Source organism: Nonomuraea soli (genome assembly GCF_013761175.1).
GTDB lineage: Bacteria > Actinomycetota > Actinomycetes > Streptosporangiales > Streptosporangiaceae > Nonomuraea > Nonomuraea soli.
This window is the reverse complement of record NZ_JACDUR010000012.1, coordinates 13,544-39,986: the sequence shown is the minus strand read 5'-3', so window position 1 is coordinate 39,986 and position 26,443 is coordinate 13,544. Positions and strand designations below refer to the sequence as shown.

Genomic DNA, 26,443 nt, shown 5'->3' with positions numbered 1-26,443 from the left:
AGCCGATCGAAACGCGCCGTCGTTACGATCGCCGCATGCTTGAGATCCGCTTCCTCGGCCCGTTCGAGGTCCTGCTCGACGGCGAGCCCGTCCAGGTCTCGGGACGGCGCCGGATCGAGCTGCTGGCCAGACTGGCCGTCGGCGCGGGCCAGGTGGTCTCCACCGAGCGCCTGCTGGCCGACGTGTGGACCGACGGTGCGGCCGCCACGGCGGCCAAGCAGCTCCACATCGTCGTCTCCAAGCTCCGCGAGTCGCTGGGCGACCTGATCGTGACCCAGCGCCCCGGCTACGTCCTCGACCTCCCGGCCGAGCATGTCGACGCGCACTGCTTCTCGTCTCTCGTACGGCGGGCGCGGTCGGCCAGGAACGAGGGCGACATCGCCCAGGCGGCGGCGCTGCTGCGGCAGGCACTGAGACTGTGGCGCGGAGCCGCGCTGGAGGGCCGGTCCGCCCCGTGGGCGAGAATCGAGGCCGCCCAGCTGGAGGAGGCCAGGGCCGTCGCGGTCGAGGAGTACGCCGACGACCTGCTGGCCCTGGAGGAGCACGCGGAGGCGGCGGCGGAGCTCACCTCGCACATCGCGGCCCACCCGCTGCGCGAGCGCCCGCGCGCCCAGCTCATGCTCGCCCTCACGCTGATGGGCCGCACCGCCGAGGCCCTGGAGGTCTACACCGACGTACGGCAGGCGCTGGTCTCCCAGCTCGGCGTGGAGCCGGGCGCCGAGCTGAAGCGACTGCAGCGGGCGGTGCTCAACGAGGAGGTGCGCCCGCAGAGCCCGCCCCCGTCCCAGCCCGCCCCGCGTTTCCCCGCACAGTTGCCCGCCGACACCAGTGCGTTCACCGCCAGACGCGAGGAACTGGAGTGGCTGCGCGGCCTGCTGGTGCCGCAGGCGGGCCCCAACGTGGCGGCGATCAACGGCCAGGGCGGCATCGGCAAGTCGGCGCTGGCGATCCGGGCGGCCCACTCCGTGGCGGGACGCTTCACCGACGGCCTGCTCTACCTCAACCTGCACGGTTCCACGCCGGGCCTGGAGCCCGTGCAGCCCGCGGAGGCGCTGGGCCGCCTGCTGCGCTCCATGGGCAAGGACGACGCCTCCTCGCCCGACGAGGCGGCGGCGTTGTTCCGCTCCGTCACGGCCGACCGCCGGCTGCTGCTCGTGCTCGACAACGCCAGGGACGTCCACCAGGTCCGCCCGCTGCTCCCGGCGGGCGGCGGCTGCGCCGTCCTGGTGACCAGCAGGAAGCCGCTGACGACGCTCGACGGCGCGCGGCACCTGCACCTCGCGGGGCTGACCGACGAGGAGGCGACCGGGCTGCTGGCCAGGGTCGCCGGTCCTGAACGGGCGGTGTCGGAACCCGAGGAGCTCGCCAGGGTCGCCAGGCTCTGCGGCGGGCTGCCCCTGGCGGTGCGGATCAGCGCCGCCCGCCTGGCCGCCCGCCCCGACTGGCGGGTCGCGGACCTGGCCGAGCGGCTCGCCGACGCCCGGCGGAGGCTGGACGCCCTCGACTACGCCGACCTGGCCGTGCGGGCCAGCATCGCGGTCAGCCACCACCATCTGAGCGCCGAGCCGTCGGGCGCGGACGCGGCGCAGTTGTTGCCGCTGCTCGGCCTGGTGGACCTGCCCGAGCTCCCGCTCTCGGCCGTGGCCGCGCTGGCCGGCTGGTCGGAGGGGCGCACCGAGGCCGCGCTCGACCGGCTGGCGGACGCCCGGCTCGCGTCGTCGAGCAGGCGGAGCTACCAGGTCCACGACCTCACCCGCCTGTACGCCCGCGAGCAGGCGGCCGAGCTGCCCGAGGAGGTCACCGGCGTGGCCTTCCGCCGGGTCGTGCACCACTACATGGCCACGTTGACGCGTGCCTCGATCCTCATCGACCCGACCACCGCCGAGGTGCTGGCCGACTATCCCGCGGACCGGACCGGGCTGCCCCTGCCCGACGCCCGTGAGGCCGCCCTGTGGACTCAGGCGGAGCGGGAGAACGTGCGGGCCCTGGCCCGGCAGGTGAACCTCGCGGGCGATCCGCACACCGCGGCGGCGCTCGCGCTCACCATCAACCGGCCCTTCACCTCGCTGGCCTGGCGCGACGACCTCATCGAGATCATCGAGCAGGCCCTGGAGGTCGTCGGCTTCGACGACGACCCGCTCGCGCTCGCCCGGCTGCACAACGTGCTCGGCGTCACCTACCGCGAGCGCAGGAGACCGGAGGAGGCGCTGCACCAGCACCTGGCCGCCCGCGACTGCCTCAAGCGCGCCGGGCTGCCGGAGAGCGCCGTCCCCGTGCGGGCGGGACTCGTGGGGTGCTACCGCCAGCTCGACCGGCTCGACGAGGCCCTGACCACCCTGGAAGAGGCGCTGGAGGAAGCCAGAGCGCAGGGCGTGGCCGAGCCGGAGGCCCGCTATCTGGCCATCCGCGGCATGATCTACTTCGATCTCGGGCGCTACACCGACGCCATCGTCGCGCTGGAGGAGAGCGTGGAGCGCTGGGCCGCGGTCGACTCGCCCTACGGCGCCGCCATCGCCGTCATGAACCTCGCCGACGCCCACTACGAACTTGAGCAGTACGGCAAGGCCTGCGAGGTCTACCGCCACGGCCACGACCTCGCTCACCGCGCCGGGCTGCGGCAGGGCGAGATCGCGGCGTTGTGGGGTCTGGGCCGCTCCTCGCTCAAGCTGGGCGAGCGGGAGGCCGGCATGGAGTACGTCCGCCAGTCGGTGCTGCTCATGCGGGAGCTCGACCTGATCGGCGCCGAGGAGGCGGAACGGCGCCTTTCCACTCTGGACGAGGAGCAGGACGTGCCCGACGCCTTCATGGGGCGCTGACTCACTCCCAGAGGGTGGCGTTGGAGTCGTCGAGCCGTCCCGGCTGCTCGCCGATCACGCAGAACAGCAGCCCGGCCGGGTCGCGCATGATCCACCAGAGGCCGCCCACGTCCTGCACGCGTGTGGCGCCGAGCTTCTCCAGCCGGGTCACCTCGGCCTCTACGTTGTCGGTGTGGAAGTCGAGGTGCACCTTGGCCGGGCCCTCGCCCAGGTGCTGGACGAGAACGCCGAGGCCGTGCACCCTGACGCCGTGGTACTCGGGATGCTGCTCGAAGTGCTGGAACTCCTTGCCGACCGCGCTCTGCCAGAACGCCAGTTCGTCGTCGTGGGTCTCGGAGGGCGCGTCGATCACGATCTTGTCGAGCTTGCTGTAGTGGGCCATACGGGAGATCCTGGCCTGCGCCGGGGCCCCCTGGCCAGTGCCGCGGAGAGCGCGCCGAGCAGCGACACGCAGAAGAGCACCGCGTAGGTGAGCCGGAAACCGTCCATGAGCTGCCCGACCGCGACCGGTGAGAGCTGGGCGAGCGTGGCGGCGTAGACCTGGTCTCGTACGGCGGGCGGCACCGAGGAGGTCAGCAGCGTCAGCGAGAGCCCGACGCTCAGCACCAGCCCGACATTCATGATCATGAGCCGCAGCCCGTTGACGACGCCGAGGCTGTCGGCGGGCAGGGCGCTCATCATCTGCGTCGTGTTCCCCGTCAGGAACGTTCCGCTGCCGCATCCGGCCACGAACAGCCCGACCGCGAGCACCCAGTACGGCGTCGCGGGATCGATGTTGGCCATCAGCAGCCCGAGCCCGGCGGAGCTGAACACCGCGCCCCCGACGGTGACCGCGTACGGCGACACCCGCAGCAGCCCGGCGATGGGCGAGGCCACGGCCATCCCGACGGCCAGCGGCAGCACGCTCACCCCCGCGGTCAGCGCGTCGACGCCGCGCGCGACCTGGAAGTACAGCGCGGCCAGAAGCAACAGCGCGGAACGCGAGACGGCGTTGCAGAAGGAGGCGAAGTTGCCCAGCACCAGCAGCCGCCCGGCGAACAGGCGGGTGTCGAAGACCGGGTGGGAGGCACGGCGCTCGACCAGCCAGATCAGGGGCACCAGCACCACGAACACGATGGCTCCGCCGTACGTGATCAGGACGGAGCCCGTTTCCGACAGGGCGAGCAGCAGGGCGGAGAGCGCGGCGAAGATCAGGGCGTTGCCGAGGCCGTCGATCGGCTGCTTCGGCCCGCGCGGGACCTTGCGCAGGATCAGCGCGCCGAGCGTCACCGACGCGATGCCCGGGACGACGTTGATCCAGAAGATCCACTGCCAGCCCGCCGTGTCGGCGATGAAGCCGCCCAGGGTGGGCCCGGTGAGCTGGGCGACGGACAGGGTGCCGATGTAGACGCCCATGCCGCGGCTGAGCTTCTCGGGCGGGAAGGCATGGGTGATGATGACCGCGCCGTTGGCCAGGATCATCGCCGCCGCGGCCGCCTGGAGCATGCGCATCGCGATGAGGAACCAGACGTTGGGGGAGAAGCCGGCCAGCAGGGAGGCGATCGTGAACAGGGCGAAGCCCGCCAGGTAGGTCTCGCGTCGTCCCCACAGGTCGGCCACGCGGCCGAAGAAGACCATGCTGGCTGTCATGACCAGCAGGTACGACAGCAGGATCCAGCTCGACTCCAGCGGTCCGGCCTTGAAGTGGCGGACCACGGCCGGCAGGGCGACGTTGAGCGTGCTGCCGGCTACCCCGATGAGGACGAGGCCAATGCTGGCAACCGCACAGACTCGCCAGGCATACCGGATATCGGGGGTCATATTTCTAGAATAACGTTCTATCTGGCTCGCTTCCTCAGCCCCTCCAGGTCATGGATGACCACGCGCCTCCTGCCGGTCTCGATCAGGCCCCGGTCGCGCAGCGCCCGCAGCGACTTGCTCACCGCCTCGCGCGAGGCCCCCGTCCATCCGGCCAGCTCGTCCTGCGACAGCGGCAGCGCCACGCGCACCCCGCCGTTGGTCTTCTCGCCGTAGCGCTCGGCCAGCTCGATCAGCCGGGTCGCCACCCGTCCCGTCGTGTCGAACGCGCCGTACTCGATGCGCTTGCGGTCGGAGTCGCGCAACCGCCCCACGACGAACTGCATGAGCAGGACGGCCACGCGGCCGTGGGTCTGCAGGAAGGCGATGAAGTCGCGCACCACGAATCCCTCGACGGGCTCCAGCGTGGTGACCGTGGCCGAACGCGGCGAGCCGTCGATCGCGCCCATCTCTCCCAGCAGGCTGCCGGGCCCGCGGACGGCGAGCACGACCTCGGTACCGCTCGTGGTGTGCGAGGAGACCTTGACCCGGCCCTTGGTGAGCACGAGCACCCAGTCGGTGGTGTCGCCCTCCGTCATGATCGTCACCCCGCGCTCCCAGCGGCGGGGCCTTCCCGCCGCCCGCAGCTCGGTGATCTCCTCGGCGGTCAGCGTCGACATGAACTCGCCGGGCTCGGTACTCATAGCGCGGCCAGTACGTATGCGGGAACCATTTCCGTCTTCCCCTTCAGGTTGAGTTCGCCCAGCGGCGTGACGTGCGCGCCCTCGCCGACGAGATCGAGCGTGGTCTGCCCGATCACCACCGTTCCCGGCTCGGCCAGCGTCTGCAGGCGGGCGGCGACGTTCACGCAGTCGCCCATGGCGTTGAATCCGCGCAGCTCCGGGCTGCCGATGTTGCCGACCAGGGCCATGCCGGTGTTCACGCCGACGCGGAAGGTCGGCCACTCGACGTCCTGGACCCACGCGACCTCCTCGGAGATGCGCGCCGCCGCCTCCTGCATCTCCAGCGCCGCCTGGCAGGCCGCCCGCGCGTGGTTGTCGAGGGTCGCGGGCGCGTTGAACAGCGCCAGCATCGCATCGCCCACGAACTGCACGATCGTGCCCTGGTTGGCCAGGATGCACGGGACAGCGGCGGTGTGGTAGCGGTTGAGCATCTCCACGATCTCGCCGGGCGAGACCCGCTCGGAGAACGTCGTGAAGCCCTTCAGATCGGCGAAGAGCGCGGTCAGCTGCTTGAGCTCGCCGCCCAGCGCGGCCTGCGCGGGATCAGCCAGCAGCGCCGCCGCCACGTCCGGCGACATGTACTGGCGGAACAACGTCTCCAGCTCCCCGTAGAGCCGGGCGTTCTCCAGCGTGATGGACAGCTGGCTGGCCAGGGTCGAGGCCAGCGCCTCGTCCTGGCTGGTGCGCCCCACGGGCAGCTCGATCGCCCCGGCCAGCATGCCCTTGACCGTCAGCGGATAGGCGACCCGGCCGTCCGACCTGCTCGGCTCGTTGCCCGGGAAGGTGTACTGCCGCGAGCCGACCGCCACCCGGCCATCGTTGACCAGGCCGATGCGCACGTCGCCGTAGGCCTGGCGCACCCGGTCGAGAGCCGTGGTGAGCATCTCGTGCTCGCCGATGCCGACCCTGGCCCTGGTGCCGATGTCGACCAGCGCGGCCAGCCGCTCCGACAGGTCGCGCTCCCTGGCCAGGGCCTGACCCGCCCGGTCGATCACCTCGGCCTGCTTCTCGGTCAGGCCGAACTTGGCCGCCGTACGCTCGGCCGCCATGCGCTCGCCCCGCCGTACGTGCTCGACCAGCTCCTCCAGGGCCTCCTCGTAGGCCGACTGGATGGCGGCGACGGTCCTGGGGAGCGCGACCGAGTCGAACAGGCCCGCGCTGGAACCCTCGCGGCGGAACTGCAGGTAGGCGCTGTAGGCGACCAGCACGAACGCCAGCGTCAGCAGGACGTGCCACTCCCACCACGACAGCCGCCAGTTGAGCTGCGGCATCCCCGCGACCATGGCCTCGGCCAGCAGGGCGTAGGCCGTGAGCAGGCTGACCAGCACCGCGGACGGGCGCCTGCGGTAGAGGCGGTACATCATGACGCCCGCCGCGCCGTACAGCAGCAGGCCGGGGATGGACAGCCACACCAGCCAGCTGACCGGCGAGGCGTTGGGCGGCTGGCTGAGCGGGGTGATGTCGGGGATCAGCGAGGCCAGGCCCCACAGCAGCAGGACGCCGACGAGGACGCCGCGGATCAGGTTCTGCACGTTCAGCACGGTCCGCGCGGCCTTCTCGCCCAGCGGCATCGCGGAACTGAACGCGAAGGCGCTGGCCACGGTGAGGCCGACCATCTGGCCGATGTCGAATCCCAGCGAGCCGGTGTCGAGGATCACCTGGGGAGTGGCCAGGCCGTGCAGGAAGAAGAAGCCGGCGCTGCTGGTGAAGACCATCGAGACCAGGAAGAGCCTGGCGTCGTCGCGGCGGCGCGACGCTTCGCTGATGATCAGGCCGAGCGCGGTGTTGAGCCCGGCGACCGTGACGATCACCATGAAGTGGCTGGAGTGGTGCTCCAGCCGGACGTTGTGGTCGGGGTTGGCGAGCAGCACCCATAAGCCGAGCAGAGGGAGGGCGATATGGAGAGCCCAGACCACCGCCCGGACCGGCTGGGTCGCGGGCGGCAGGTAGGGACCGGGAGTAGCCACGGCCTCGATTATCCCCGAGGGTGGCTCTGCGCCAATGTGAAGATTTACCCGAACAGAGCGGGCAGAGTGCTCTCGTGCGTCTGGCGCAACTCGGTCACCGGGATCTCCAGCACACCCTCGACGACAAGCGCGTCACCGCCGGTCGTGCCCAGGCCGTAGCAGGGCACCTCGTGGTCGCCGCAGAGCGCGGCCAGCTCCTCGAAGGCCTCCGGCCTGATCGCCACGAGCACCCGGGAGGCCGACTCGCTGAACAGGTCGACGAACGGGTCGCCGCCCAGCGTGACCGTGGCGCCGACGCCCTGCGCGAGGCAGGCCTCGGCCAGCGCGACGGCAAGGCCGCCGTCGGACAGGTCGTGCGAGCCCTCGACCAGCCCGCGGCGACCGGCCTCGACCAGCACCTCCGCCAGCTGCTTCTCGGCCTCCAGATCGGCCTCCGGCGGCAGCCCGCCCAGGTGGCCGTGGGCCACGTGCGCCCACTCGGAGCCGCCGAACTCCTCCTTCGTCTCGCCGAGCAGCAGGACCTTGAGGCCCTCGGCGACGAAACCGGAGCGGATGCGCTTGGAGACGTCGTCGATGACCCCGAGCACGCCCACCACCGGTGTGGGGTGGATGGCCTGGCTGCCGGTCTGGTTGTAGAAGGAGACGTTGCCGCCGGTCACGGGCACGCCCAGGGCGCGGCAGGCGTCGGCCAGGCCGCGGGTGGCCTCGGCGAACTGCCACATGACCTCCGGGTCCTCGGGGGAGCCGAAGTTGAGGCAGTTGGTGACCGCCAGCGGCTTGGCACCGGTCGTGGCGACGTTGCGGAAGGCCTCGGCCAGCGCGAGCTGGGCGCCGGTGTACGGGTCGAGCCTGGTGTAGCGGCCGTTGCCGTCGGTGGCCAGCGCGATGCCGCGCTTGGTCTCGACGGCGCCCTCCATGTGCTCGGAGATGCGCAGCACGCCCGCGTCGGCCGGCTGGGCCAGCACGGTGTTGGAGCGCACGTACCTGTCGTACTGGGAGGTCACCCACTCCTTGGAGGCCACGTTGGGCGATCCGAGGAGCTGCAGCAGCGCCTGCTTCAGGTCGGCGGGGCGCTCCAGCGAGTCGGGCGTGTCGGCGTTGAGCGCCTGCTGGCCCGCGGGCTCGTGGAAGGGCCGCTGGTAGACGGGGCCGTCGTCGGCGGCGGTGCCCGGCGGGATGTCGACGATGACCTCGCCGCGCCATGTCATCACGAGGCGGCCGGTGTCGGTCACCTCGCCGATCACCGTGGCGGGCACGTCCCACTTCTGGCAGATCGCCATGAAGGCCGGGATGTCGGACGGCCGGACCACGGCCATCATGCGCTCCTGCGACTCGCTCATGAGGATCTCCTCCGGGCGGAGGTTCGGATCGCGGAGCGGGACGAGGTCGAGGGTGACGTCCATGCCGCCGGTGCCCTTGGCGGCCAGCTCGGTCGTGGCGCAGGAGACGCCCGCCGCGCCCAGGTCCTGGATGCCCACGACCACGTCGGCCGCGTACAGCTCCAGGCAGCACTCGATGAGCAGCTTCTCCATGAACGGGTCGCCGACCTGGACGGCGGGGCGCTTGGCCTCGGAGCCGTCCTCGAAGGTCGCGCTCGCCAGGACGCTGGCGCCCCCGATGCCGTCGGGGCCGGTGGAGGCGCCGAAGAGCACCACCTTGTTGCCCGGGCCGGGCGCGGTGGCCAGCTTGATCTGGTCCTTGCGCAGCAGGCCCACGCAGAGCGCGTTGACCAGCGGGTTGCCGATGTAGCACGGGTCGAAGACGACCTCGCCGCCGATGTTGGGCAGGCCCAGGCAGTTGCCGTAGTGGGAGATGCCCTCGACCACGCCGGGCAGCACCCGGCGGGTGTCCTTGGCGTCGGCGGCGCCGAAGCGCAGGGCGTCCATGACGGCGATCGGGCGGGCGCCCATCGACATGATGTCGCGCACGATGCCGCCCACGCCGGTGGCCGCGCCCTGGTGGGGTTCGACGTAGCTCGGGTGGTTGTGCGACTCGATCTTGAACGTGGCGGCCCAGCCGTCGCCGATGTCGACGACGCCGGCGTTCTCGCCCATGCCGACCAGCAGCGCCTCGGAAGCGGGCGCCTTGGTGGCGAACTGCTTGAGATGCACCTTGGACGACTTGTAGGAGCAGTGCTCCGACCACATGACCGAGTAGATCGCCAGCTCCGAGGAGGTCGGGCGGCGGCCCAGGATGTCCTTGACCTTGTCGTACTCGTCGAGCTTCATGCCGAGCTCGGCGTACGGCATGGCCTCGTCGGGGGTCTCGCCCGCGCGCTTGACGTTGTCGGTGGTCATGCGTTCACCAGCTTCTTGAGGATGGAGGTGAAGAAGGCGCGGCCGTCGGTCGAGGGGGCTCCGACGAGCTCCTCGACGGCGTGCTCGGGGTGCGGCATGAGTCCGACGATCGTGCCGGTCTCGTTGGTGATGCCCGCGATGTCGTTGAGCGAGCCGTTGGGGTTGCCGCCGAGGTAGCGGAAGACGACCCGGCCGGTTGACTCCAGCTCGGCCAGCGTCTCGTCGGAGGCGACGTAGCGGCCCTCGCCGTGCTTGACCGGCAGGACGATGTCCTGGCCCTGCTCGAAGTCGCGGGTCCAGGCGGTGCGGTTGTTCACGACCCGGATGCCCTGGTCGCGGCAGACGTAGTGGAGCGACGCGTTGCGGGTCAGCGCGCCGGGCAGCAGGTGCGCCTCGCACAGGATCTGGAAGCCGTTGCAGGTGCCGAGCACGGGCAGCCCGGACCGGGCGGCGGGGATGAGCTCGTCCATCAGCGGCGCGAACCGCGAGATCGCTCCACAGCGCAGGTAGTCGCCGTAGGAGAACCCGCCGGGCAGGAAGACGGCGTCGACTCCCTTGAGATCATGGTCGGCGTGCCAGAGCGGCACGGGCTCGGCACCGGCCAGCCGTACGGCTCTCGCGGCGTCCTGGTCGTCGAGTGTTCCCGGGAAAGTGACCACGCCAACGCGGGCACCAGACATGACTTTCGTCCCCTCCAAGGCATGCGCCAGCGCGCCGTCTCTTCCGGCGGACGGCGTCTGCGGCAGGCCCTAGGGTATCCGCTCCTCAGACAGCGGCGAGCTGCCGGGTCTGAGCCTGGCGCTCATCGTCCCAGGCCAGCTGCTTGCACAGGCGCACGGTGGTGCCGCGGCCCGGCGTGATGCCGAAGGAGATCTCGTCGACGACCGAGCGCATGATGAGCAGGCCACGGCCGTTCTCGACCTCGGGGGGCGGGAAGTTGGCGGGGATGGTGGGAAGCCCGGTTCCGTGGTCGGCCACACGAACCTCGCAGCGGCCGAAGCCGATGGCGGCGCTGACCTCGTAGCGGTTGGCGGGGCCTCCGTGGCGGACCGCGTTGGAGCAGGCCTCGGAGACCGCGAGAAGCATCTCGGCGATGCATGTTTCGCTCACGTTGAGCGAACGCATGGCGTCGCCAAGCACTCGCCTGACCATCGGGATGCCTATCGCATCCCGAGGCAGTGCGAGCGAGAACTCAATGTCCACCGGTCTCCTCCGGGTGCCTGAATGTCACCTGAAGTAGGTTTCCCCGTGAAATCAGGGCTAACCGCAAAATCACGCGGTTGTTATTTAGTGTTGGCACGCCCGTGGGATTGTGGCATGGCAAAACCCGTCATTACCCCGTCACGGGGAATTCGGGTGTCAAATGTGCCGTACTACCCCTCGACGTGCACGGCGTAGTCCTCGATGACCGTGTTCGCCAGGAGCGTCTCGGCCATCTTTCGGACGTCCGCAAGTGCCGCCTCGTCGGCCGGGCCGTCGAGCTCGATCTCGAAGCGCTTGCCCTGCCGTACCGCGCCGACCCCCTCGAAGCCGAGCCGCGGCAGCGCGCGGGCGATCGCCTGGCCCTGCGGGTCAAGGATTTCCGGCTTGAGCATGACGTCGACTATGACGCGGGCCACGAGGCTCCTCCATCGAATGGGGTCGGGATTCGCCCCTCAGCATAGTGAGGCCCGCGGCAAGGCAGGCCAAGGGGATGGCGGGGATGACGTAACGCAGATCGAAGGCGGCCAGGAACGGCGGCGAGACGAGCAGCGCCAGGGCGGTCAGCCCGGGGAAGAGCGCGTCCAGGTCGCGCCTCCAGGCGGCGAAGCCCAGGGTGACCAGCAGGCCGAGGGTGAACAGCGGGAAGGGCAGGTAGCCGAAGCGCTGGTAGGCGCGCAGCCAGCCGGCGAACGGCTCGTTGATCCGCGTGGACGCCGACGCGCTCTCGTAGGAGTCGGCCGTGTCCTTGGCGAAGTCCTTCAGCGGTCGTTCGACCGAGGGCAGCTTGTACGGGCTGCCCTCGTCGGAGGCCGTGCGCTCCCAGCGGAAGAACTGCTTGAAGTCGACCGACACGGCCTGGAGGTAGTCGAACGGCTGGGCCAGGATCGCCTTGCGGGCGAACTGTCCCGCCAGCTCGTTGCGATGGGCGACGCCGGGGATCTTGAGCAGCGGCGAGAAGTCCTCCCACAACCAGTGCGGCGGATAGGGCCGCTGCTCCACCGGCATGTTCGGGCAGAGCACCGCGAGCTCGGCGGGCGGCCTGATGACTTCGCAGTCGGCGAAGCTCATCGTCCTGGACCACAGGAAGTTGCCGTCGGCCTGCGTGAGCGCGTAGGTGCCCTTCTCGGCCTTGGCCCAGACGGCGTACGCGCCCAGCGGCACCGCGCCCGCGACCAGCAGGGCGGTCAGGGAGCGCCAGCCGTATCTCTTGAGCAGGACGTACGCCGCGGCCAGCACGAGCAGCGGCAGGCCGACCGTGCGGAAGATCCCGGCCAGGCCGAGCAGCAGACCGGCCACTCCGGACGTCACTGGGGTGGACCGCCAGATCAGGAGGAGCACCGCTGCCGTGATCAGTACGATGAAGACCGCGTCCGCCATGATCATGTGCTCGAGGAGGATCATGAACTCGTCGAACAGGATCGGGGTGACCAGCAGCGTCGCGCCCCAGCCCGGAAGGCCGCGCTTACGCAGGAACGCGTAGATCGCCACGGCCAGCCCGACCACGGCCAGGTGCTGCAGCACGGTCACCAGCGTGAGGCTGTGCGCCGGACGCAACAGGGCCAGCAGCAGCGAGTAGCCCGATGGGCGTGTGGTGCCGGGTGCCAGCTCCTCGCGGAGGAAGGCGAAAGAGTCGGCCCAGAAATACAGGGCGGGCGGGTAGCCGACGACGGCCAGCAGCCTCAGGATCACGGCGGGCACCAGAGCGATGAGGAGTGCTCTGTGCGTTCGCATGGACTTCCATTTCATGAGATGTCGGGCGTTAAGGCTAGCTAATTCCCGACGCTGGTTCGTGCCGCTTTCAAGGGGGAACGGGGAACATGTGGGGCTTGCGCGCAGGCCTGCATGCTCTGCCACCATGTCCCCATAAGCGTACGAACACCTACCAGTGGGACTACGTTCACGAAGCCAGGACTATGGTGGCGAACCCATCGAAATCTTGGCCCGACCGCACAGGAGTGGCACGTGACAGCAGACGCGCCTCCGGAGCTCGTCCAGTTGCTCACCCCAGAGGGAGAGCGGGTCGAGCACCCCGACTACGACATCGACCTGACGCCTGAAGAGGTCCGATCGCTCTACCGCGACCTGGTCCTGGTCCGGCGAATCGACCTGGAGGCCGTAGCGCTGCAGCGCCACGGCGAGCTCGGCATCTGGGCCTCGTTGCTCGGCCAGGAAGCGGCGCAGATCGGCTCGGGCCGCGCGCTCACCGACGACGACATGGCCTTCCCCACCTACCGCGAACACGGCGTCGCCTGGTGCCGCGACGTCGACCCGGTCAAGCTGCTCGGCCTGTTCCGCGGCGTCAACCACGGCGGCTGGGACCCCGCCGAGCACAACTTCCACCTGTACACGATCGTCATCGGCAGCCAGACCCTGCACGCCGTCGGATACGCGATGGGGATCCAGCGCGACGGCGGCGACGGCGCCACGATCGTCTACTTCGGCGACGGCGCCTCCTCCCAGGGCGATGTCAACGAGTCGTTCGTCTGGGCCAGCGTCTTCAACGCCCCGATCGTGTTCTTCTGCCAGAACAACCAGTGGGCCATCTCCGAGCCCATCGAGAAGCAGTCGCGCATCCCGCTCTACCGCCGCGCCAACGGCTTCGGCTTCCCCGGCGTCCGCGTCGACGGCAACGACGTCTTCGCCTGCCTCGCGGTCACCCGCCAGGCGCTGAAGAACGCCCGCGAAGGCCAGGGCCCGACCCTCATCGAGGCGTTCACCTACCGCATGGGCGCCCACACCACCACCGACGACCCCACGCGCTACCGCGTGGCCAGCGAGCTGGAGGCGTGGAAGCTCAAGGACCCGATCGAGCGGGTCAAGGCCTACCTGTTCAAGAACGAGCTGGCCGACCAGGAGTTCTTCGACGCCGTCGACGCCGAGGCGGAGAAGCTCGGAGCCGACCTGCGCCGCCGCTGCGTCGAGATGCCCGACCCCACGCCGATGGCGATGTTCGAGCACGTCTACTCCTCCGAGCACCGCCAGCTCGACGAGGAGCGCACCGCCTACGCCGGCTACCTGGAGGGCTTCGAGTCATGACGGTTCTGACCCTCTCCAAGGCCCTCAACGAGGGCATGCGCAAGGCCATGGAAGACGACTCCAAGGTCCTCATCATGGGCGAGGACGTCGGCAAGCTCGGCGGCGTCTTCCGCGTCACCGACGGCCTGCAGAAGGACTTCGGCGAAGACCGCGTCATCGACACGCCGCTGGCCGAGTCCGGCATCATCGGCACCGCCATCGGCCTGGCCCTGCGCGGTTTCCGCCCGGTGTGCGAGATCCAGTTCGACGGCTTCGTCTTCCCGGCCGCCGACCAGATCATCACCCAGCTCGCCAAGATGCCGATGCGCGCGCTCGGGGCCATCAAGCTCCCGATCGTCGTGCGCATCCCCTGCGGCGGCGGCATCGGCGCGGTCGAGCACCACAGCGAGTCGCCCGAGTCGTACTTCATCCACACCGCGGGGCTGCGCGTCGTCGCCTGCTCCAACCCGGCCGACGCCTACTCCATGATCCAGCAGGCCATCCAGAGCGACGACCCGGTCATCTTCTTCGAGCCCAAGCGCCGCTACTGGGAGAAGGCCGAGGTCGACACCGGCTCCACCGACTGGTGGGCGCCCTTCGACCAGGCCCAGGTCGTACGGCAGGGCAGCGACGTGACCCTGCTCGCCTACGGGCCCATGGTCAAGACCTGCCTCGAGGCGGCCACCGCCGCGGCCGAGGAAGGACGCTCGATGGAGGTCATCGACCTGCGCTCGCTCAACCCGCTCGACACCGGGCGCGTCTTCGAGTCGGTGCGCAAGACCGGCAGGGCGGTGGTGGTCCACGAGGCCCCGGTGACCGGCGGCTTCGGCGCCGAGCTCGCGGCGCGCATCACCGAGCAGTGCTTCTACCACCTGGAGTCGCCGGTGCTCAGGGTCGGCGGCTTCTCCACCCCGTACCCTCCGTCGAAGCTGGAGGAGCACTATCTGCCCGACCTGGACCGGGTGCTCGACGCCGTCGACCGCGCCTTCGGGTACTGAGGGGGTCGATCATGCGACGTGAGTTCAAGCTTCCCGACGTCGGTGAGGGTCTCACCGAGGCCGAGATCGTGCGCTGGCTCGTCAAGCCGGGCGACACGGTCAAGGTCCACCAGGAGTTCGTGGAGATCGAGACGGCCAAGTCGATCGTGGCCCTGCCCATGCCGTGGGACGGCGTGGTCGCCGAGCTGATGGCCGACGAGGGGCAGACGGTCGACGTGGGGGTGGCGATCATCGCCATCGACACGGGTGAGGGTGGCGCGGACGCCGCGCCGTCCGAGAGCGGTGCGGACGCCGCGCCTTCCGAGCGGATCGCGGCGCTGGCCGACGACATGGTGCCCAGGCCTCCGGCGGAGGGCGCCGTGGAGCCGGGCGCCCACGGCAGCCCGGCGCCGAAGGAGGAGCGCCAGGCGGTGCTGGTGGGTTACGGGGTCAAGACGGGGGCGGCCAAGCGCCGCCCACGCAAGGCATCCACACCGGCCCCGGCCGCTTCGCCGTCGTCGGCGCCTTCGCCGCAGACGGCCGTCCCGGCGACTCCGGCCTCGACCACCGGCTCCCCGTCCGCTCGCCCCCAGGCGGCGCCTTCCGGCGCCGGTGCGGCGAGCGGTGGTACGGCGGAGCCCGGCGCGGTGCCGTCGGCGGCCAGGCTGGCGGTCCTGGCCAAGCCCCCGGTCCGCAAACTCGCCAAGGACCTGGGCGTCGACCTGACCACCGTCAAGGGCACCGGGCCACACGGCTCCATCACCCGAGACGACCTCAGGGCGGCCTCGGAAGCCCCACCAGAGGCGGCCCCCGCCGTCCAGGCGGCCGATCAGCCCAGGGAGGAGCGCATCCCCGTCAAGGGCGTGCGCAAGATGACCGCCCAGGCGATGGTCGCCAGCGCCTTCACCGCTCCTCACGTCACCGAGTTCCTCCAGGTCGACGTGACGGAGACGATGGAGGCGGTCAAGCGGCTCAAGGCGATGCCCGACTTCCAGGACGTGAAGGTCTCACCGCTGCTCCTGGTCGCCAAGGCCGTCCTGACGGCGGCCAGGCGCTACCCGATGATCAACTCGGCGTGGACCGGCGAGGAGATCGTGGTCAAGCACTACGTGAACCTCGGCATCGCCGCCGCGACACCACGGGGCCTGATCGTCCCCAACATCAAGGACGCCCACACCAGGTCGCTGCCCGACCTGGCCAAGGCGCTCAACCAGCTGGCCGAGACGGCCAGGTCGGGCAGGACCCAGCCCGCCGAGATGGCGGGCGGCACGTTCACGATCACCAACGTCGGCGTCTTCGGCGTCGACACCGGCACTCCGATCATCAACCCGGGCGAGTCGGCGATCCTGGCGTTCGGCCTGGTCAGAGAGATGCCGTGGGTGGTCGACGGTGAGCTGGCGGTCAGGAAGGTCACGACCCTGGCTCTGTCGTTCGACCACCGGTTGATCGACGGCGAGCTGGGCTCGCTGTTCCTGCGTGACGTGGGCGCCATGCTGGAGGACCCCCTCCGCATGCTCGCCTGGAGCTGACGTCAGCGAGCGGGACGGTAGGCGACGATGACCGTCCCGCTGCTGGTCGGCTTGGCCTCGACGAGCTCCAGCTTCTTGAGCTCGCCGTTCTCGAAGAGCTTGGCGCCCTTGCCCGCGACCACCGGGTGGATGAGGAGGCGCAGCTCGTCGAGCAGGTCGAGCTCCAGCAGGGAGCGTACGAGCGTGGGGCTGCCGCCGACGCCGATGCCGCCGCCGGGCTGGTTCTTCAGGTCGGTGACGGCCTTGGCCAGGTCACCGGTCAGCAGGGTGGTGTTCTGCCATTCGTCGGTCGACTCCAGCGTGGTGGAGACGACGTACTTCGGCGTCTGGTTGATCCAGCCGGCGAACGGCTCCTCGTCCGAGGTGGGCCAGTAGCCGGCCCACTCCTGGTAGGAGACGCGGCCGAGCAGGATGGCGTCCTGCGCCGACGTGACGGTGGTGATCTCCTCGCCCATCTCGTCGTCGAAGGCGAACTGCCACTGGTCGGGCGCCTCGACGACGCCGTCGAGGGAGATGAACAGGCTGGCGACGAGCTTACGCATGTGGATCTCCTTGGGAAACCTGTGTGTCCGGCGGACACACAGTATCCATCGGACACATGCGTGTAAAGTGGAAACATGAGCAAGTTGTGGGAGGCTCCACCGAGCCGGGAACGGCCGGTACTGAGCGTCCCGGTCATCGCCCGGGCCGCCATCGAGCTGGCCGACCAGGAGGGCATCGACGCGCTGTCCATGCAGCGGGTGGCCGCCGTCCTCGGGTTCACCAAGATGGCCCTCTACCGCCATGTGAGCGACAAGGCCGAGCTCCTGGCCGTCATGGTCGACGTCGCGGTGGGCGAGCCGCCATCGCTCGGCGCGGGTGACTGGCGGACCAGGCTGGAGAGCTTCCTGGCCGCCCTGAGCGCTGTGTGGGAGCGCCACCCTTGGCTGCCGTGGGTGACGCTCGGCGACCGCATGATGGGCCCGCGCGAGATGGCCTGGGTGGAGTGCGCGCTCACCGCGCTCGACGACACGGGCCTGTCCGGCGTCGAGAAGATGGACGCCGTGACCCTGCTGTTCGGGCACATCCGCAACACCCAGTCGTCGGGAACCGCCGGCACCCAGCCATGGGCCGAGGATCACCAGGTCCGCGAGCCGTACAAGGAGTTGCTTGAGCGCCACGGCGACCGGTTCCCCGCCCTGTCGGCCACACTCGCCGGCATCGGCGAGGCGCCGGGCGACTTCGGGCGCCGCTTCGGGCTCGACTGCATCCTCGACGGCCTGGCCGTAAGGATCGGCCGGGCCGCGTCAGGCGCGTGACGAGGCTTCGAGCACGCCCTTGTCGTCGCTCGTGGCTCCCCACGAGCCGAGGACGACCGGCACGCCGAGCGCTTCCGCGACGGCCGAGGGCCAGTCCGTGACCGACTCGCCGTAGACCGGGCGTTCGTGGCGCAGCCGCTCGGTGAGCCGTGCCTGAGCCTCCAGGTCGCCGCTGACCGGCAGGGAGGCGAGCCCCGTGTACTCCTGGCACATGCGGGAGACGGGCGCGTCGAGATGGGTGAGCACCAGGCCGTCGGCTCCGCCCGCGGCCTCCAGGGCGTAGCGGTGGGCGACCGCGTCGAAGTGGCCCAGGCGGAAGGCGCCCTGCCAGGCGTTGCCCGCGTTGTGACGCTCCGCTATCTCCAGCGAGGGGTCCTCGGTGACCAGCGGGCCCGCGCCGTGCCGAGGCGTGTAGGTGCGCAGCACGCCGAGCTTGACGGCGGGGGCGTCGCCCAGGAGCTCCAGGGCGTTGGTGAAGGTCGTGGTGCTCCACGTCGTGTACGGGTGGAAGCCGTGCCACTCGTCGAGCAGCACACCCTGGGCGCCCTCGAAGACCAGGGTGCCCGTGGGCAGCGCGTCGCTGAGCCGTACTCTCTCGGCGAAGGCCAGGTAGGCGTCGGCGACGGCCGCCACCGGCGGGCCGCCGACCCCGAGCGCCTGGCGCAGGTGGGTGAGCTTGACCCGCAGCCGGCCCGGCAGCACGCAGTCGCCCGCGCGCAGGGCCAGCTCGGGCCGCTCGATCGCCCAGCGCACGGTCTCGCCGACGCCCATGCCGCAGGAGCCGTGCCGGTCCGCGCCGCGCGCCAGCTCGCGCCGCCGGCCGGCCTCGACGTGGTACGGCGTGGCGACGAGCGCGCCTGGATCGATGGTGATCATGGCGAACGGGTCGTCCAGGCCGAGCTCCATGAGGTGGGCGGCCTCGGCCGACAACGCCAGGGGGTCGACCACCACATGTCGCGACAGGTGGGTGGGCACGCCGCGCAGGGTGCCGGAGCCGAACTGGGCGAAGGTGTGGTGGGTGCCGTCGGGCAGCACCACGTTGTGCGCGGCCTGGGCGCCTCCGTTGAAGCGCACCACCGCGTCGACCGGCCGGGTCGCGCACAGCCAGTCGACGACGGTGCCCTTGCCCGCGTCGCCGTACCCGAGGTCGACGACGATGTAGCTGGTGTCTCCTCCGTTCAGGAGGTTCACGGGTCGAGGCCTTCGAGCGGCGACGAGACCACCAGCGAGCCGCGGTCCAGCCTGGCCAGCGCCTTGCCCACCGAGGCGCCGGCGTTCGAGCCGCTCGCGGCCAGGTCGGCCAGGCCGTCGTCGAGCCCGATGGCGTCCTCCCCGAGCCCCACCGTCAGCGCGATGGTCTCGGAGACCGCGTCGAGGTCGTCGAGCTCGAGCACGTTCTGCCCGAGCAGCGCGCGCCACGCGTCGAGCACCTCGCGGTCGCCGGCGTAGCCCGCGCCCGCGGGGAGGATGTAGTACACGTCGTACATGCGCTTGAGCTCCTCCACGATCTCCTTGACCGGGACGTCCTGCCCGAGCCGGTCGCCGACGACGCCCTCCACCTCCCGCCGCTTGACCATCCGGTAGGGGAGCTCGTCGCCGATGATGAACAGGTAGCCGCGGTGGCCGCGCTTCTCGAAGCAGTCGATCTTCGTGTGCCGCGCCATGAAGTACATGGCCAGCTCGTACGACTCGGTCTTCTGACCTCCGCCGCCGCCTTCGATCAGGATCCGGCCGAGCTGGTCGTCCATGCGGTTGTCGGACTCGAACTGGCCCACCTGCAGCGGCGCCCGGTCGCAGGTGGCGTCGCCGATGGCGCCGAACATGATCTGCGGATCGGTGGCGTAGCCCTTCCTGAGCAGCAGCCCGAGCAGGTCGGGCAGCTTGGTCTGCAGGACCCTGGGCACGCCGCCCATCGAGCCGGTCACGTCGAAGAGCACCGCGATGGCCAGCGACTCGGGGTGTTCGTCGGAGTCGCGGCTCTCCCGCGTCACACCGCGCGGGTCGAGGTCGGGGTGGGTGCTGCGGGCGCCGCTGTCGCTGTAGGCGAAGGCGCTGGCGCCGGTCGCCGCCCGGTAGCGGGCCGCAGAGGTGTAGACGTCGGTGGACCAGATGCCGCTTCCCATGTCAGATCTCCAGAGGTCGATACTTGCGTGGTCCGTACAGCTCTTCGAGCAGGTCGTCGAGCTCCCTGAGCAGGGCCCAGGCGTCGGAGGGCGGCCTGCGGCGGCAGCCCTCGACGAAGGCGCGCATGCTGCGCGGCGGGTCGTCGAGCAGGCCGGCCACGAGGGCGCTCAGCTGCTCGACATCGCGGGCCGGGTCGTCGCCCGCCCTGCACCAGTCGACGAGGATCAGGCCGTGATCGAGGGGGTGGATGAGGACGTGGCGGGGGAGCACGGCCCCGTGCGACAAGCCCGCCCGGTGGGCGATGCCCACCGCGACCAGCAGGCGCCGCCAGATCCACGCCACGTCGCGAGGATCCAGCCTGGCGCGGACGACGCTCAGCGGGACGAACCCGTCGGGGGCCCGGCTGATCACGTTGGCCTGGCGTTCCCGGGTGCCCGCCCTGTGGCGGAAGCTCGCCACCAGGCGGGGGATGTACGGCAGGAGCCGAGGGTCACCTTCCGCGGCGATCGTCCGTAACGCCTCGGCCTCCCGCCGGAGCAGATGGTTGTCACCCGGGTCGCGTGGCAGCTTGAGCACCAGGTCGTCATCCGCCGGATAGAGCATCGCCGTACCGCCCCTGTGCTTCGGAGGCCCGACGCGGTGGCGGCCGACCCGCGTGCCCTTGGTGTGGTCGGCCCACAGGGAGGCCAGCCGGGCGAAGGCGGCGGCCGTGCCTGGGGACAGGTCGGGGTGGAGGAGCCTGGCCAGGCGGCGGTAGGTGCCGGCGGGGTCGCTCGCGAACAACTCGGCGGCCGAGCGTGCTCCCATGACCGCTGCCGCCGCCTCGCGCGCATCAACCGGCCGTACGGCGGGGCGCGCGCTCACCGGATCTCCTCTTCTCGCGAGGGCCGCAACAGCGCCGGGTGCAGGAGCTTGGCGTCGCCTGCGGTGTAGAGCTTGGCCCGGGGCCCGCCCTTCGGCCCGCCCGTCTGCGTCGTCTCCCCGGTGCCCTCCACGAACCCCGGCACCGACAGCACCTTGCGGTGGAAGTTGCCCGCGTGCAGCGCCGTGCCCCACACGCTCTCGTAGATCAGCCGCAGCTCCGACACCGTGAACGTGCCCGGCAGGAAGGCCGTCGCCAGCGGGGTGTACTCCAGCTTGGACCTGGCCCGCTCGATGCCGTCGTTCAGGATGCGCTCGTGGTCGAAGGCCAGCGGCGGAAGGTCGTCGACCGGGTGCCAGACGGCCTCCGCCGCGTCGCTGCCCGCCATGGGATCCGGCAGGTCGGGGCCGAACGCCAGGTAGGCGATGGAGACCACCCGCATGCGCGGATCACGTTCCGGCGTGCCGTACGAGCCCAGTTGCTCCAGGTGGGCGGGCCTGATGCCGAGCCCCGTCTCCTCGCCCAGCTCGCGGACCGCCGCGTCGTCGAGGTTCTCGTCGGGGCGTACGAAGCCGCCCGGCAGGGCCCAGTGGCCGAGGTACGGCTGCACGCCGCGCTCGACGATCAGCACGTTGAGCCGCCGGTCGCGGATGGTCAGCGCCACCACGTCCACGGTCACCGCCACGGGCGGGTAGTCCCTCGGGTTGTAACCCATCACCAGTCCTTCTCTCAATGAGACAATCTCATAATGAGAACAACTGGCATCACTGTCAAGCTATGGCCATGACTTTTCGCCACATCGTGCTGCTCAAGTGGATCGACTCGGCCACCGACGAGCAGAAGGCCGCCGTGCTCGAAGGGCTGAGCAAACTGCCCGCCGAGATTCCCCAGCTGCGCAGCTACACCCTCGGTCCCGACGCCGGGGTCTCCGAGGGCAACTACGACTTCGGGATCGTCGGTGAGTTCGACTCAGCCGAGGACTTCTTCGTCTATCGCGACCATCCGCTGCACCAGCAGGTGATCAGCGAGCGCATCAAGCCGATCCTGGCCGCCCGCGCGGCCGTCCAGCACCAGGTCTAGAGCTCGGGCGGGTTGATCTCCCGGCGCGCCAGCCGCTCTTCCGAGGTGTGGCCGCGCCGGGAGCCCATGACGACGCTCAGCACCACACCCACGCCGCCCACGATCATGAAGATCAGGCCCACCCGGTCCATGTGCACCGACGTGCCGAACACATCGGGCTCGATCGCGAATCTCAGGATGGCGCCGAGCGTGAGGAAGAAGATGCTGACCCCGACACCCATGGCGACCTCCGGAGGGTAAAGAGCGCGTACGCCAACCGTCATACCCAATCTTGCCCCCTCAAGCGGAGAGCGGCGCCACCCGTGAAGGTGACGCCGCTCTCGCTGGAGATCTTCTAGAAGGCCTCCTCCGGCAGCTCCATCAGGCTCAGGTCGGTCGCCGCGAGAATGCGGCGCTCGACGGCCAGACGGGGCAGCACGGTGTGCGCGAAGAACGACGCGGCGGCAACCTTGCCCTGGTAGAACGCGTCCTCCCGCTCGGCCAGCTTGCCCAGCGCGATCTCCGACTGGCGCAGCAGCAGCCAGCCGATCACCAGGTCGCCGAGGCCCATGAGGAAGCGGGTGGAGTTGAGTCCCACCTTGTAGACCTCGCGCGGCGCCTCCAGCGATCCGATCGCCCATCCGGCCATGGTGTCGCCCATGGCCTTGAGCTCGGCTGCGGCCTCGGCCAGGAGCTTGCGCTCCTCCTTCAGGCGGCCGTTGCCCGCCTCGGAGGCGGCGAAGGCGTTGATCTCGCCGAGGAGCGAGCCGAGCGCCTGGCCCTGGTTGCGCAGGATCTTGCGGAAGAACAGGTCGAGACCCTGGATCGCGGTCGTGCCCTCGTAGAGGGAGTCGATCTTGGCGTCCCTGATGTACTGCTCGATCGGGTAGTCCTGCAGGTAGCCGGAGCCGCCCAGGGTCTGCAGCGAGCGGGTGAGCATCTCGTAGGAGCGCTCGGAGCCGACACCCTTGACCAGCGGGAGCAGCAGGTCGTTCATCGCCTCCGCCGCGTGGTTCCCGGGGTCGAGCTGCACGGCGTCCTGGAAGGTCGCGGTGTAGAGCACCAGGGCCCGCATGCCCTCGGCGTAGGCCTTCTGGAGCATGAGCTCGCGGCGCACGTCGGGGTGGTGGGTGACGGTGACGCGCGGGGCGCTCTTGTCCATCATCTGGGTCAGGTCGGCGCCCTGGACGCGGGACTTGGCGTACTCCAGCGCGTTCAGGTAGCCGGTCGAGAGCGTGGCGATGGCCTTGGTGCCGACCATCATGCGAGCGTGCTCGATGACCATGAACATCTGCTTGATGCCCTCGTGCACGTCACCGATCAGCCAGCCGACGGCCGGGTGCTTGTCGCCGAAGGTCAGCTCGCAGGTCGTGGAGACCTTCAGGCCCATCTTCTTCTCGACGTTGGTCACGTAGGCGCCGTTGCGCTCGCCGAGCTCCCCGGTCTCCAGGTCCACGTGGAACTTGGGCACCAGGAACATCGACAGGCCCTTGGTGCCGGGGCCGTGGCCCTCGGGGCGCGCCAGGACCAGGTGGAAGATGTTCTCGGCCATGTCGTGCTCGGCGCTGGTGATGAAGCGCTTGACGCCCTCGATGTGCCACGAGCCGTCGGGCTGCTGCACCGCCTTGGCGCGGCCGGCGCCCACGTCCGAGCCCGCGTCGGGCTCGGTGAGCACCATGGTGGCGCCCCAGTTGCGCTCGATGGCCAGCTCGGCGAAACGCTTCTGGGAGGCGTTGCCGAGCGTCCAGAGGGTGAGTGCGAAGTTCGGGCCCGCCGCGTACATGTGCAGGGCGGGGTTGGAGCCCAGCACCATCTCGGCGACGGCCCACGCCAGCGAGCGCGGGATGCCGGGGCCGCCAAGCTCGACCGGCAGGTCGAGCAGGCCCCAGCCGCCGTCCATGAGGGCCTTGAAGGACTTCTTGACACCGGCGGGTACGGTCACCGTGCTGGTGGCGGGGTCGAAGACGGGCGGGGTGCGGTCGCCCTCCTCGAACGAGTCGGCCAGGACTCCCGTGGCCAGACGATTCATCTCGTCCAGCAGGCTGCGGGCAGTGTCCTCGTCCACGTCCTCGTAGCGACCCTTGCCGAGGATCTCGCCGCGGCCGAACACCTCGAAGAGGTTGAACTCAAGGTCGCGCACGTTGCTCTTGTAGTGGCCCATGGCTGGTGCTCCTTGGAACCGGAGGGGATTTTAGTACTGGCGAGTAACCTTACTCGCAATGCTACCCGCGAGTAACCGTGCATATGCGTGGCATGCTCAAGTTCATGGATGCCGATGCACTTGACGCCCGCTGGCGCGCTCACCTGGAGTCGTGGGCGATCCCGGCGCGCATCCTCGATGGCGCCGCCGCCGATCCCTGGGCCCACCACCCCCACCGGTTCGGCGTGCGCAGCGACCTGGCCGTCGCCGTCTCCGACCGCGGGCCCACCATGACCCGCGTCGCGGAACTCCTGCCCGGCTCCCTGCTCGACGTGGGCGCCGGCACCGGCGCCTCCTCGCTGCCCCTGCGCGCCCAGCTCACCTCGCTCGTCGCCGTCGACACCTCGGCAGCCATGCTCGCCGAACTCACCGTCCGCGCCGACAAGCTCGGCGTCGCCGTCGACACCGTCGAAGGACGCTGGCCCGACGTCGCGCCGGCCGTACCCTCCGCCGACGTCGCCGTGGCCGCCCACGTCGTCTACAACGTGCCCGACCTCGCCGACTTCCTGCGCGCCCTCAACACCCACGCCAGGCACCGGGTGGTACTCGAACTCACGCACCGGCACCCCATGAGCTGGCTCGGACCGCTGTGGGAACACTTCCACTCCCTCAAAAGACCCGTACGGCCCATCGCCGAGGACTGCGTCGCCCTGGCCGCCGCGCTCGGCTTCGCCGTCCAGGTCGACGAGCGCGAAGCGCCGCTCGAAAGGTTCTCCACCATCGACGAGCTCGCCACGAGCGCGTGCCGCCGCCTGTGCCTCGACCCCTCACGCGCCCCGGAGGTCGCCGACACCGCCATGGAACTGGGCATGTGGCCCGTCCCCCGCGACCGCTGGGTCACCGTCTGGTGGAATGTCTGATCTCACACCGCCGTTATGGCGTTGTGAGGGGTGGATCCCCGCTCCTCCCGGACGAGACGCGCCGTACCCGGACCGCCAAGACGACGCGCCTTCGGGAGGTTGTCATGGCCTGGATCTTCCTCGTCGCCGCCGGACTCTTCGAGGTCGCGATGGCTTACTCGTTGAAGATGAGCTCCGGGTTCTCGCAGCTGTGGTGGACGGTGTCGTTCCTCGTCTTCGCCGTGACGAGCTTCGGGCTCCTGGCGTACGCGCTCAAGTCGCTCGAGGTGGGGACGGCCTACGCGGTATGGACGGGCATCGGCGCCGTCGGGACGGCGACGCTGGGGATGATCGCGTTGGGGGACGACTTCTCGGCGGTGAAGGTGGGGTCGATCGCGCTCATCCTCATCGGGGTGGTGGGGCTCAACCTCGCGGGCGCGGGCCACTAGCTTCCCCCTCCTTCCCCCCGCTTCAGCGGTAACCGGACAGGCCGTCGGCGAGCTCTTCCGCGTCGCCGTCTTGGTGAGCCGACAGGGCCTGCTGCAGGGCGAAGGTCGCGCGGATCGTGGCGATGCGGGCGAGGAGCGTGTCGTCCTCCCAGCCGCCCATCGCGAGCACCCGTCCCAGGAACCCATCGCCGTAGCCGGCCGAGATCGCCGCCAGGTCCTCGGCGGGATCACCGATCGTCGCCTCGTCCCAGTCGATGACCCCGCCGAGCCGCGGCAGCCCGTCTTGCCACTCCCACAGCACGTTCTCGGCGCCGAGGTCACCGTGAACCACCGCTGAGGCGACGTGGGGAAGCCCGTCGAGCGCCCCGAGCTCCCGCTCGGCTCGGACGCGCCCGCCATCGGACATGAGTCCGAACAGCTCGGCCCGGACGTCCACCGCGAACCGCCGCCAATGATCCCGCGGCGCGGACAGGGAGGCCCGCACGCTCTCCTCGGCTCCGATCCGGGCCAGGTCGCTCAGCAGGGTGACGTACTGAGCCGCGACCGCCTCGGCGACCCGGGGGTCCTCCAGCGCCTCCTTCTCCAGAGGGGCCCCGGGAACGCGGCTGAGGACCAGGTACGGCGGTTCCGCGCTCTCCTGGAGGGGCAGCGGCGTGGGGAAGCCGAGCCCGAACCCGTCGAGGAGACGCAGCAGTGCGGCCCTGCGCGGCAGCCGGGAGGCCGCCGCCTCGGTGCGGGGCAGGCAGACGACCCGGTCGGGGCCGATCACCACCTGATGGAACTGCCCCTCAAGGACGGTGAGCTGGTCCGCGTCCACACCCGCCATCAGCCGGTCCACCAAATAACCAGCTTGACGCCTTAGCCGGTGTCGCGATTGGCTGCTATCCATGATTGAACTCCACTCCGTCTCCGTCGACTGCGAAAACCCGTACGCCCTGGCCACCTGGTGGAGCGAGGCGACCGGCTTCCCGCTCGAGGACATCGCCAAGCCCGAGGACGAGGAGGTCGCCCTCCAGACCGAGACGAGCCCGTACGTACTCTTCATCAGGGTCCCCGAGGGCAAGTCCACCAAGAACCGTCTCCACTTCGACGTCACCTCACGCGACGGCAGGACGCGTGACGAGGAGGCGGCCAGGCTGATCGAGCTTGGCGCGACCGTGTACGAGGATCACCGCAAGCCTGACGGCACCGGCTGGATCACGCTGCTCGACCCCGCGGGGAACGAGTTCTGCGTGTGCAGGAGCGACGCCGAGAAGGGCTTGCCGGAATAATGTTCGGTGGACGAAGCT

At 70.2% G+C, this 26,443-nt stretch carries 26 protein-coding genes and 1 riboswitch; of the genes, 9 read left to right on the top strand and 17 right to left on the bottom strand.

Annotation, left to right across the window (positions count from 1 at the left end; genetic code table 11):
- The first annotated feature begins 35 nt into the window (after positions 1-35).
- Positions 36-2,816: an AfsR/SARP family transcriptional regulator gene (locus tag HNR30_RS44385; protein ID WP_181616260.1), complete on the top strand. Its 2,781-nt coding sequence runs from the start codon at positions 36-38 to the stop codon at positions 2,814-2,816.
- Between the two features lies 1 nt (position 2,817).
- Here the strand turns inward: HNR30_RS44385 and HNR30_RS44380 are convergent, their stop codons facing one another.
- From HNR30_RS44380 to HNR30_RS44340, 9 genes are all read right to left on the bottom strand, one after another.
- Positions 2,818-3,198 (bottom strand): VOC family protein, encoded by a 381-nt coding sequence (locus tag HNR30_RS44380; protein WP_181616259.1) that lies wholly within the window; start codon positions 3,196-3,198, stop codon positions 2,818-2,820.
- The gene (locus HNR30_RS44375) at positions 3,165-4,616 is read right to left on the bottom strand and encodes an MFS transporter (protein ID WP_181616258.1); all 1,452 of its coding nucleotides are present in this window, start codon (positions 4,614-4,616) and stop codon (positions 3,165-3,167) included. Before HNR30_RS44375 ends, HNR30_RS44380 begins: the two co-directional genes overlap by 34 nt.
- Positions 4,617-4,633: 17 nt before the next feature.
- Positions 4,634-5,296, bottom strand: a complete 663-nt coding sequence (locus HNR30_RS44370) for a Crp/Fnr family transcriptional regulator (RefSeq protein WP_181616257.1) — start codon at positions 5,294-5,296, stop codon at positions 4,634-4,636.
- A complete protein-coding gene (locus tag HNR30_RS44365; RefSeq protein WP_312895066.1) occupies positions 5,293-7,302 on the bottom strand; it encodes an adenylate/guanylate cyclase domain-containing protein in 2,010 nt (669 codons plus the stop codon). The genes HNR30_RS44370 and HNR30_RS44365 overlap by 4 nt, the downstream gene beginning before the upstream one ends.
- 44 nt (positions 7,303-7,346) lie before the next feature.
- Positions 7,347-9,599: a phosphoribosylformylglycinamidine synthase subunit PurL gene (gene purL / locus HNR30_RS44360; protein ID WP_181616256.1), complete on the bottom strand. Its 2,253-nt coding sequence runs from the start codon at positions 9,597-9,599 to the stop codon at positions 7,347-7,349.
- Positions 9,596-10,279 (bottom strand): phosphoribosylformylglycinamidine synthase subunit PurQ, encoded by a 684-nt coding sequence (gene purQ, locus HNR30_RS44355; RefSeq protein ID WP_181616255.1) that lies wholly within the window; start codon positions 10,277-10,279, stop codon positions 9,596-9,598. Before purQ ends, purL begins: the two co-directional genes overlap by 4 nt.
- An 85-nt stretch (positions 10,280-10,364) precedes the next feature.
- Positions 10,365-10,751 (bottom strand): ATP-binding protein, encoded by a 387-nt coding sequence (locus HNR30_RS44350; protein WP_181616382.1) that lies wholly within the window; start codon positions 10,749-10,751, stop codon positions 10,365-10,367.
- 221 nt (positions 10,752-10,972) lie between these two features.
- A complete protein-coding gene (gene purS / locus HNR30_RS44345; protein WP_181616254.1) occupies positions 10,973-11,218 on the bottom strand; it encodes a phosphoribosylformylglycinamidine synthase subunit PurS in 246 nt (81 codons plus the stop codon).
- Positions 11,172-12,533, bottom strand: coding sequence for a hypothetical protein (locus HNR30_RS44340; protein ID WP_181616253.1), 1,362 nt, complete (start codon positions 12,531-12,533; stop codon positions 11,172-11,174). Before HNR30_RS44340 ends, purS begins: the two co-directional genes overlap by 47 nt.
- 231 nt (positions 12,534-12,764) lie before the next feature.
- On the opposite strand from HNR30_RS44340, the gene pdhA reads away from it, so the two are divergent.
- From pdhA to HNR30_RS44325, 3 genes are read left to right on the top strand one after another with little or no spacing between them, the layout of a single operon-like run.
- On the top strand, positions 12,765-13,838 hold the full coding sequence (gene pdhA, locus HNR30_RS44335) for a pyruvate dehydrogenase (acetyl-transferring) E1 component subunit alpha (RefSeq protein ID WP_312895065.1): 1,074 nt from the start codon (positions 12,765-12,767) through the stop codon (positions 13,836-13,838).
- On the top strand, positions 13,835-14,815 hold the full coding sequence (locus HNR30_RS44330; protein WP_181616251.1) for an alpha-ketoacid dehydrogenase subunit beta: 981 nt from the start codon (positions 13,835-13,837) through the stop codon (positions 14,813-14,815). The genes pdhA and HNR30_RS44330 overlap by 4 nt, the downstream gene beginning before the upstream one ends.
- A gap of 11 nt (positions 14,816-14,826) precedes the next feature.
- Positions 14,827-16,323: a dihydrolipoamide acetyltransferase family protein gene (locus HNR30_RS44325; RefSeq protein WP_181616250.1), complete on the top strand. Its 1,497-nt coding sequence runs from the start codon at positions 14,827-14,829 to the stop codon at positions 16,321-16,323.
- A 2-nt stretch (positions 16,324-16,325) separates the two neighbouring features.
- Here HNR30_RS44325 and HNR30_RS44320 read toward each other — a convergent pair whose 3' ends face one another.
- Positions 16,326-16,865: a dihydrofolate reductase family protein gene (locus HNR30_RS44320; RefSeq protein ID WP_181616249.1), complete on the bottom strand. Its 540-nt coding sequence runs from the start codon at positions 16,863-16,865 to the stop codon at positions 16,326-16,328.
- Positions 16,866-16,940: 75 nt separating this feature from the next.
- Here HNR30_RS44320 and HNR30_RS44315 point away from each other — a divergent pair, with 75 nt between their 5' ends.
- Positions 16,941-17,621, top strand: a complete 681-nt coding sequence (locus HNR30_RS44315; protein ID WP_181616248.1) for a TetR/AcrR family transcriptional regulator — start codon at positions 16,941-16,943, stop codon at positions 17,619-17,621.
- Here HNR30_RS44315 and HNR30_RS44310 read toward each other — a convergent pair.
- The 4 genes from HNR30_RS44310 to HNR30_RS44295 are packed head-to-tail and all read right to left on the bottom strand — an operon-like array spanning position 17,610 to position 21,322.
- The gene (locus HNR30_RS44310) at positions 17,610-18,803 is read right to left on the bottom strand and encodes an adenylosuccinate synthetase (protein ID WP_220134730.1); all 1,194 of its coding nucleotides are present in this window, start codon (positions 18,801-18,803) and stop codon (positions 17,610-17,612) included. The genes HNR30_RS44315 and HNR30_RS44310 overlap by 12 nt on opposite strands.
- Positions 18,804-18,808: 5 nt before the next feature.
- Positions 18,809-19,744, bottom strand: coding sequence for a hypothetical protein (locus tag HNR30_RS44305; protein ID WP_181616247.1), 936 nt, complete (start codon positions 19,742-19,744; stop codon positions 18,809-18,811).
- Position 19,745: 1 nt separating this feature from the next.
- Positions 19,746-20,609: a molecular chaperone DnaJ gene (locus HNR30_RS44300; protein ID WP_312895063.1), complete on the bottom strand. Its 864-nt coding sequence runs from the start codon at positions 20,607-20,609 to the stop codon at positions 19,746-19,748.
- Positions 20,606-21,322: an NUDIX hydrolase gene (locus HNR30_RS44295; RefSeq protein ID WP_181616246.1), complete on the bottom strand. Its 717-nt coding sequence runs from the start codon at positions 21,320-21,322 to the stop codon at positions 20,606-20,608. The genes HNR30_RS44300 and HNR30_RS44295 overlap by 4 nt, the downstream gene beginning before the upstream one ends.
- Before the next feature lie 68 nt (positions 21,323-21,390).
- Between HNR30_RS44295 and HNR30_RS44290 the strand changes: the two genes are divergently transcribed.
- Complete coding sequence (locus HNR30_RS44290; RefSeq protein WP_181616245.1) at positions 21,391-21,687, top strand: Dabb family protein; 297 nt, start codon at positions 21,391-21,393, stop codon at positions 21,685-21,687.
- Here HNR30_RS44290 and HNR30_RS44285 read toward each other — a convergent pair.
- Positions 21,684-21,908 carry a hypothetical protein gene (locus HNR30_RS44285; protein WP_181616244.1) on the bottom strand — a complete coding sequence of 75 codons (225 nt, stop codon included), beginning with the start codon at positions 21,906-21,908 and terminating at the stop codon, positions 21,684-21,686. The genes HNR30_RS44290 and HNR30_RS44285 overlap by 4 nt on opposite strands.
- Positions 21,909-22,021: 113 nt before the next feature.
- Complete coding sequence (locus HNR30_RS44280; RefSeq protein ID WP_181616243.1) at positions 22,022-23,827, bottom strand: acyl-CoA dehydrogenase; 1,806 nt, start codon at positions 23,825-23,827, stop codon at positions 22,022-22,024.
- 104 nt (positions 23,828-23,931) lie between these two features.
- Between HNR30_RS44280 and HNR30_RS44275 the strand changes: the two genes are divergently transcribed.
- Entirely contained in the window at positions 23,932-24,726 is a 795-nt protein-coding gene (locus tag HNR30_RS44275; protein WP_246380272.1) for a class I SAM-dependent methyltransferase, read from the top strand.
- A gap of 27 nt (positions 24,727-24,753) precedes the next feature.
- Positions 24,754-24,816: riboswitch (guanidine-III (ykkC-III) riboswitch) on the top strand.
- A 14-nt stretch (positions 24,817-24,830) separates the two neighbouring features.
- The gene (locus HNR30_RS44270; RefSeq protein ID WP_181616241.1) at positions 24,831-25,154 is read left to right on the top strand and encodes a DMT family transporter; all 324 of its coding nucleotides are present in this window, start codon (positions 24,831-24,833) and stop codon (positions 25,152-25,154) included.
- Between the two features lie 22 nt (positions 25,155-25,176).
- On the opposite strand, the gene HNR30_RS44265 is transcribed toward HNR30_RS44270, so the two are convergent.
- Entirely contained in the window at positions 25,177-26,043 is an 867-nt protein-coding gene (locus HNR30_RS44265; RefSeq protein ID WP_220134714.1) for a phosphotransferase family protein, read from the bottom strand.
- Here HNR30_RS44265 and HNR30_RS44260 point away from each other — a divergent pair.
- Entirely contained in the window at positions 26,042-26,425 is a 384-nt protein-coding gene (locus HNR30_RS44260; protein WP_181616240.1) for a VOC family protein, read from the top strand. The two genes, HNR30_RS44265 and HNR30_RS44260, sit on opposite strands and share 2 nt — an antisense overlap.
- Positions 26,426-26,443: the final 18 nt, after the last annotated feature.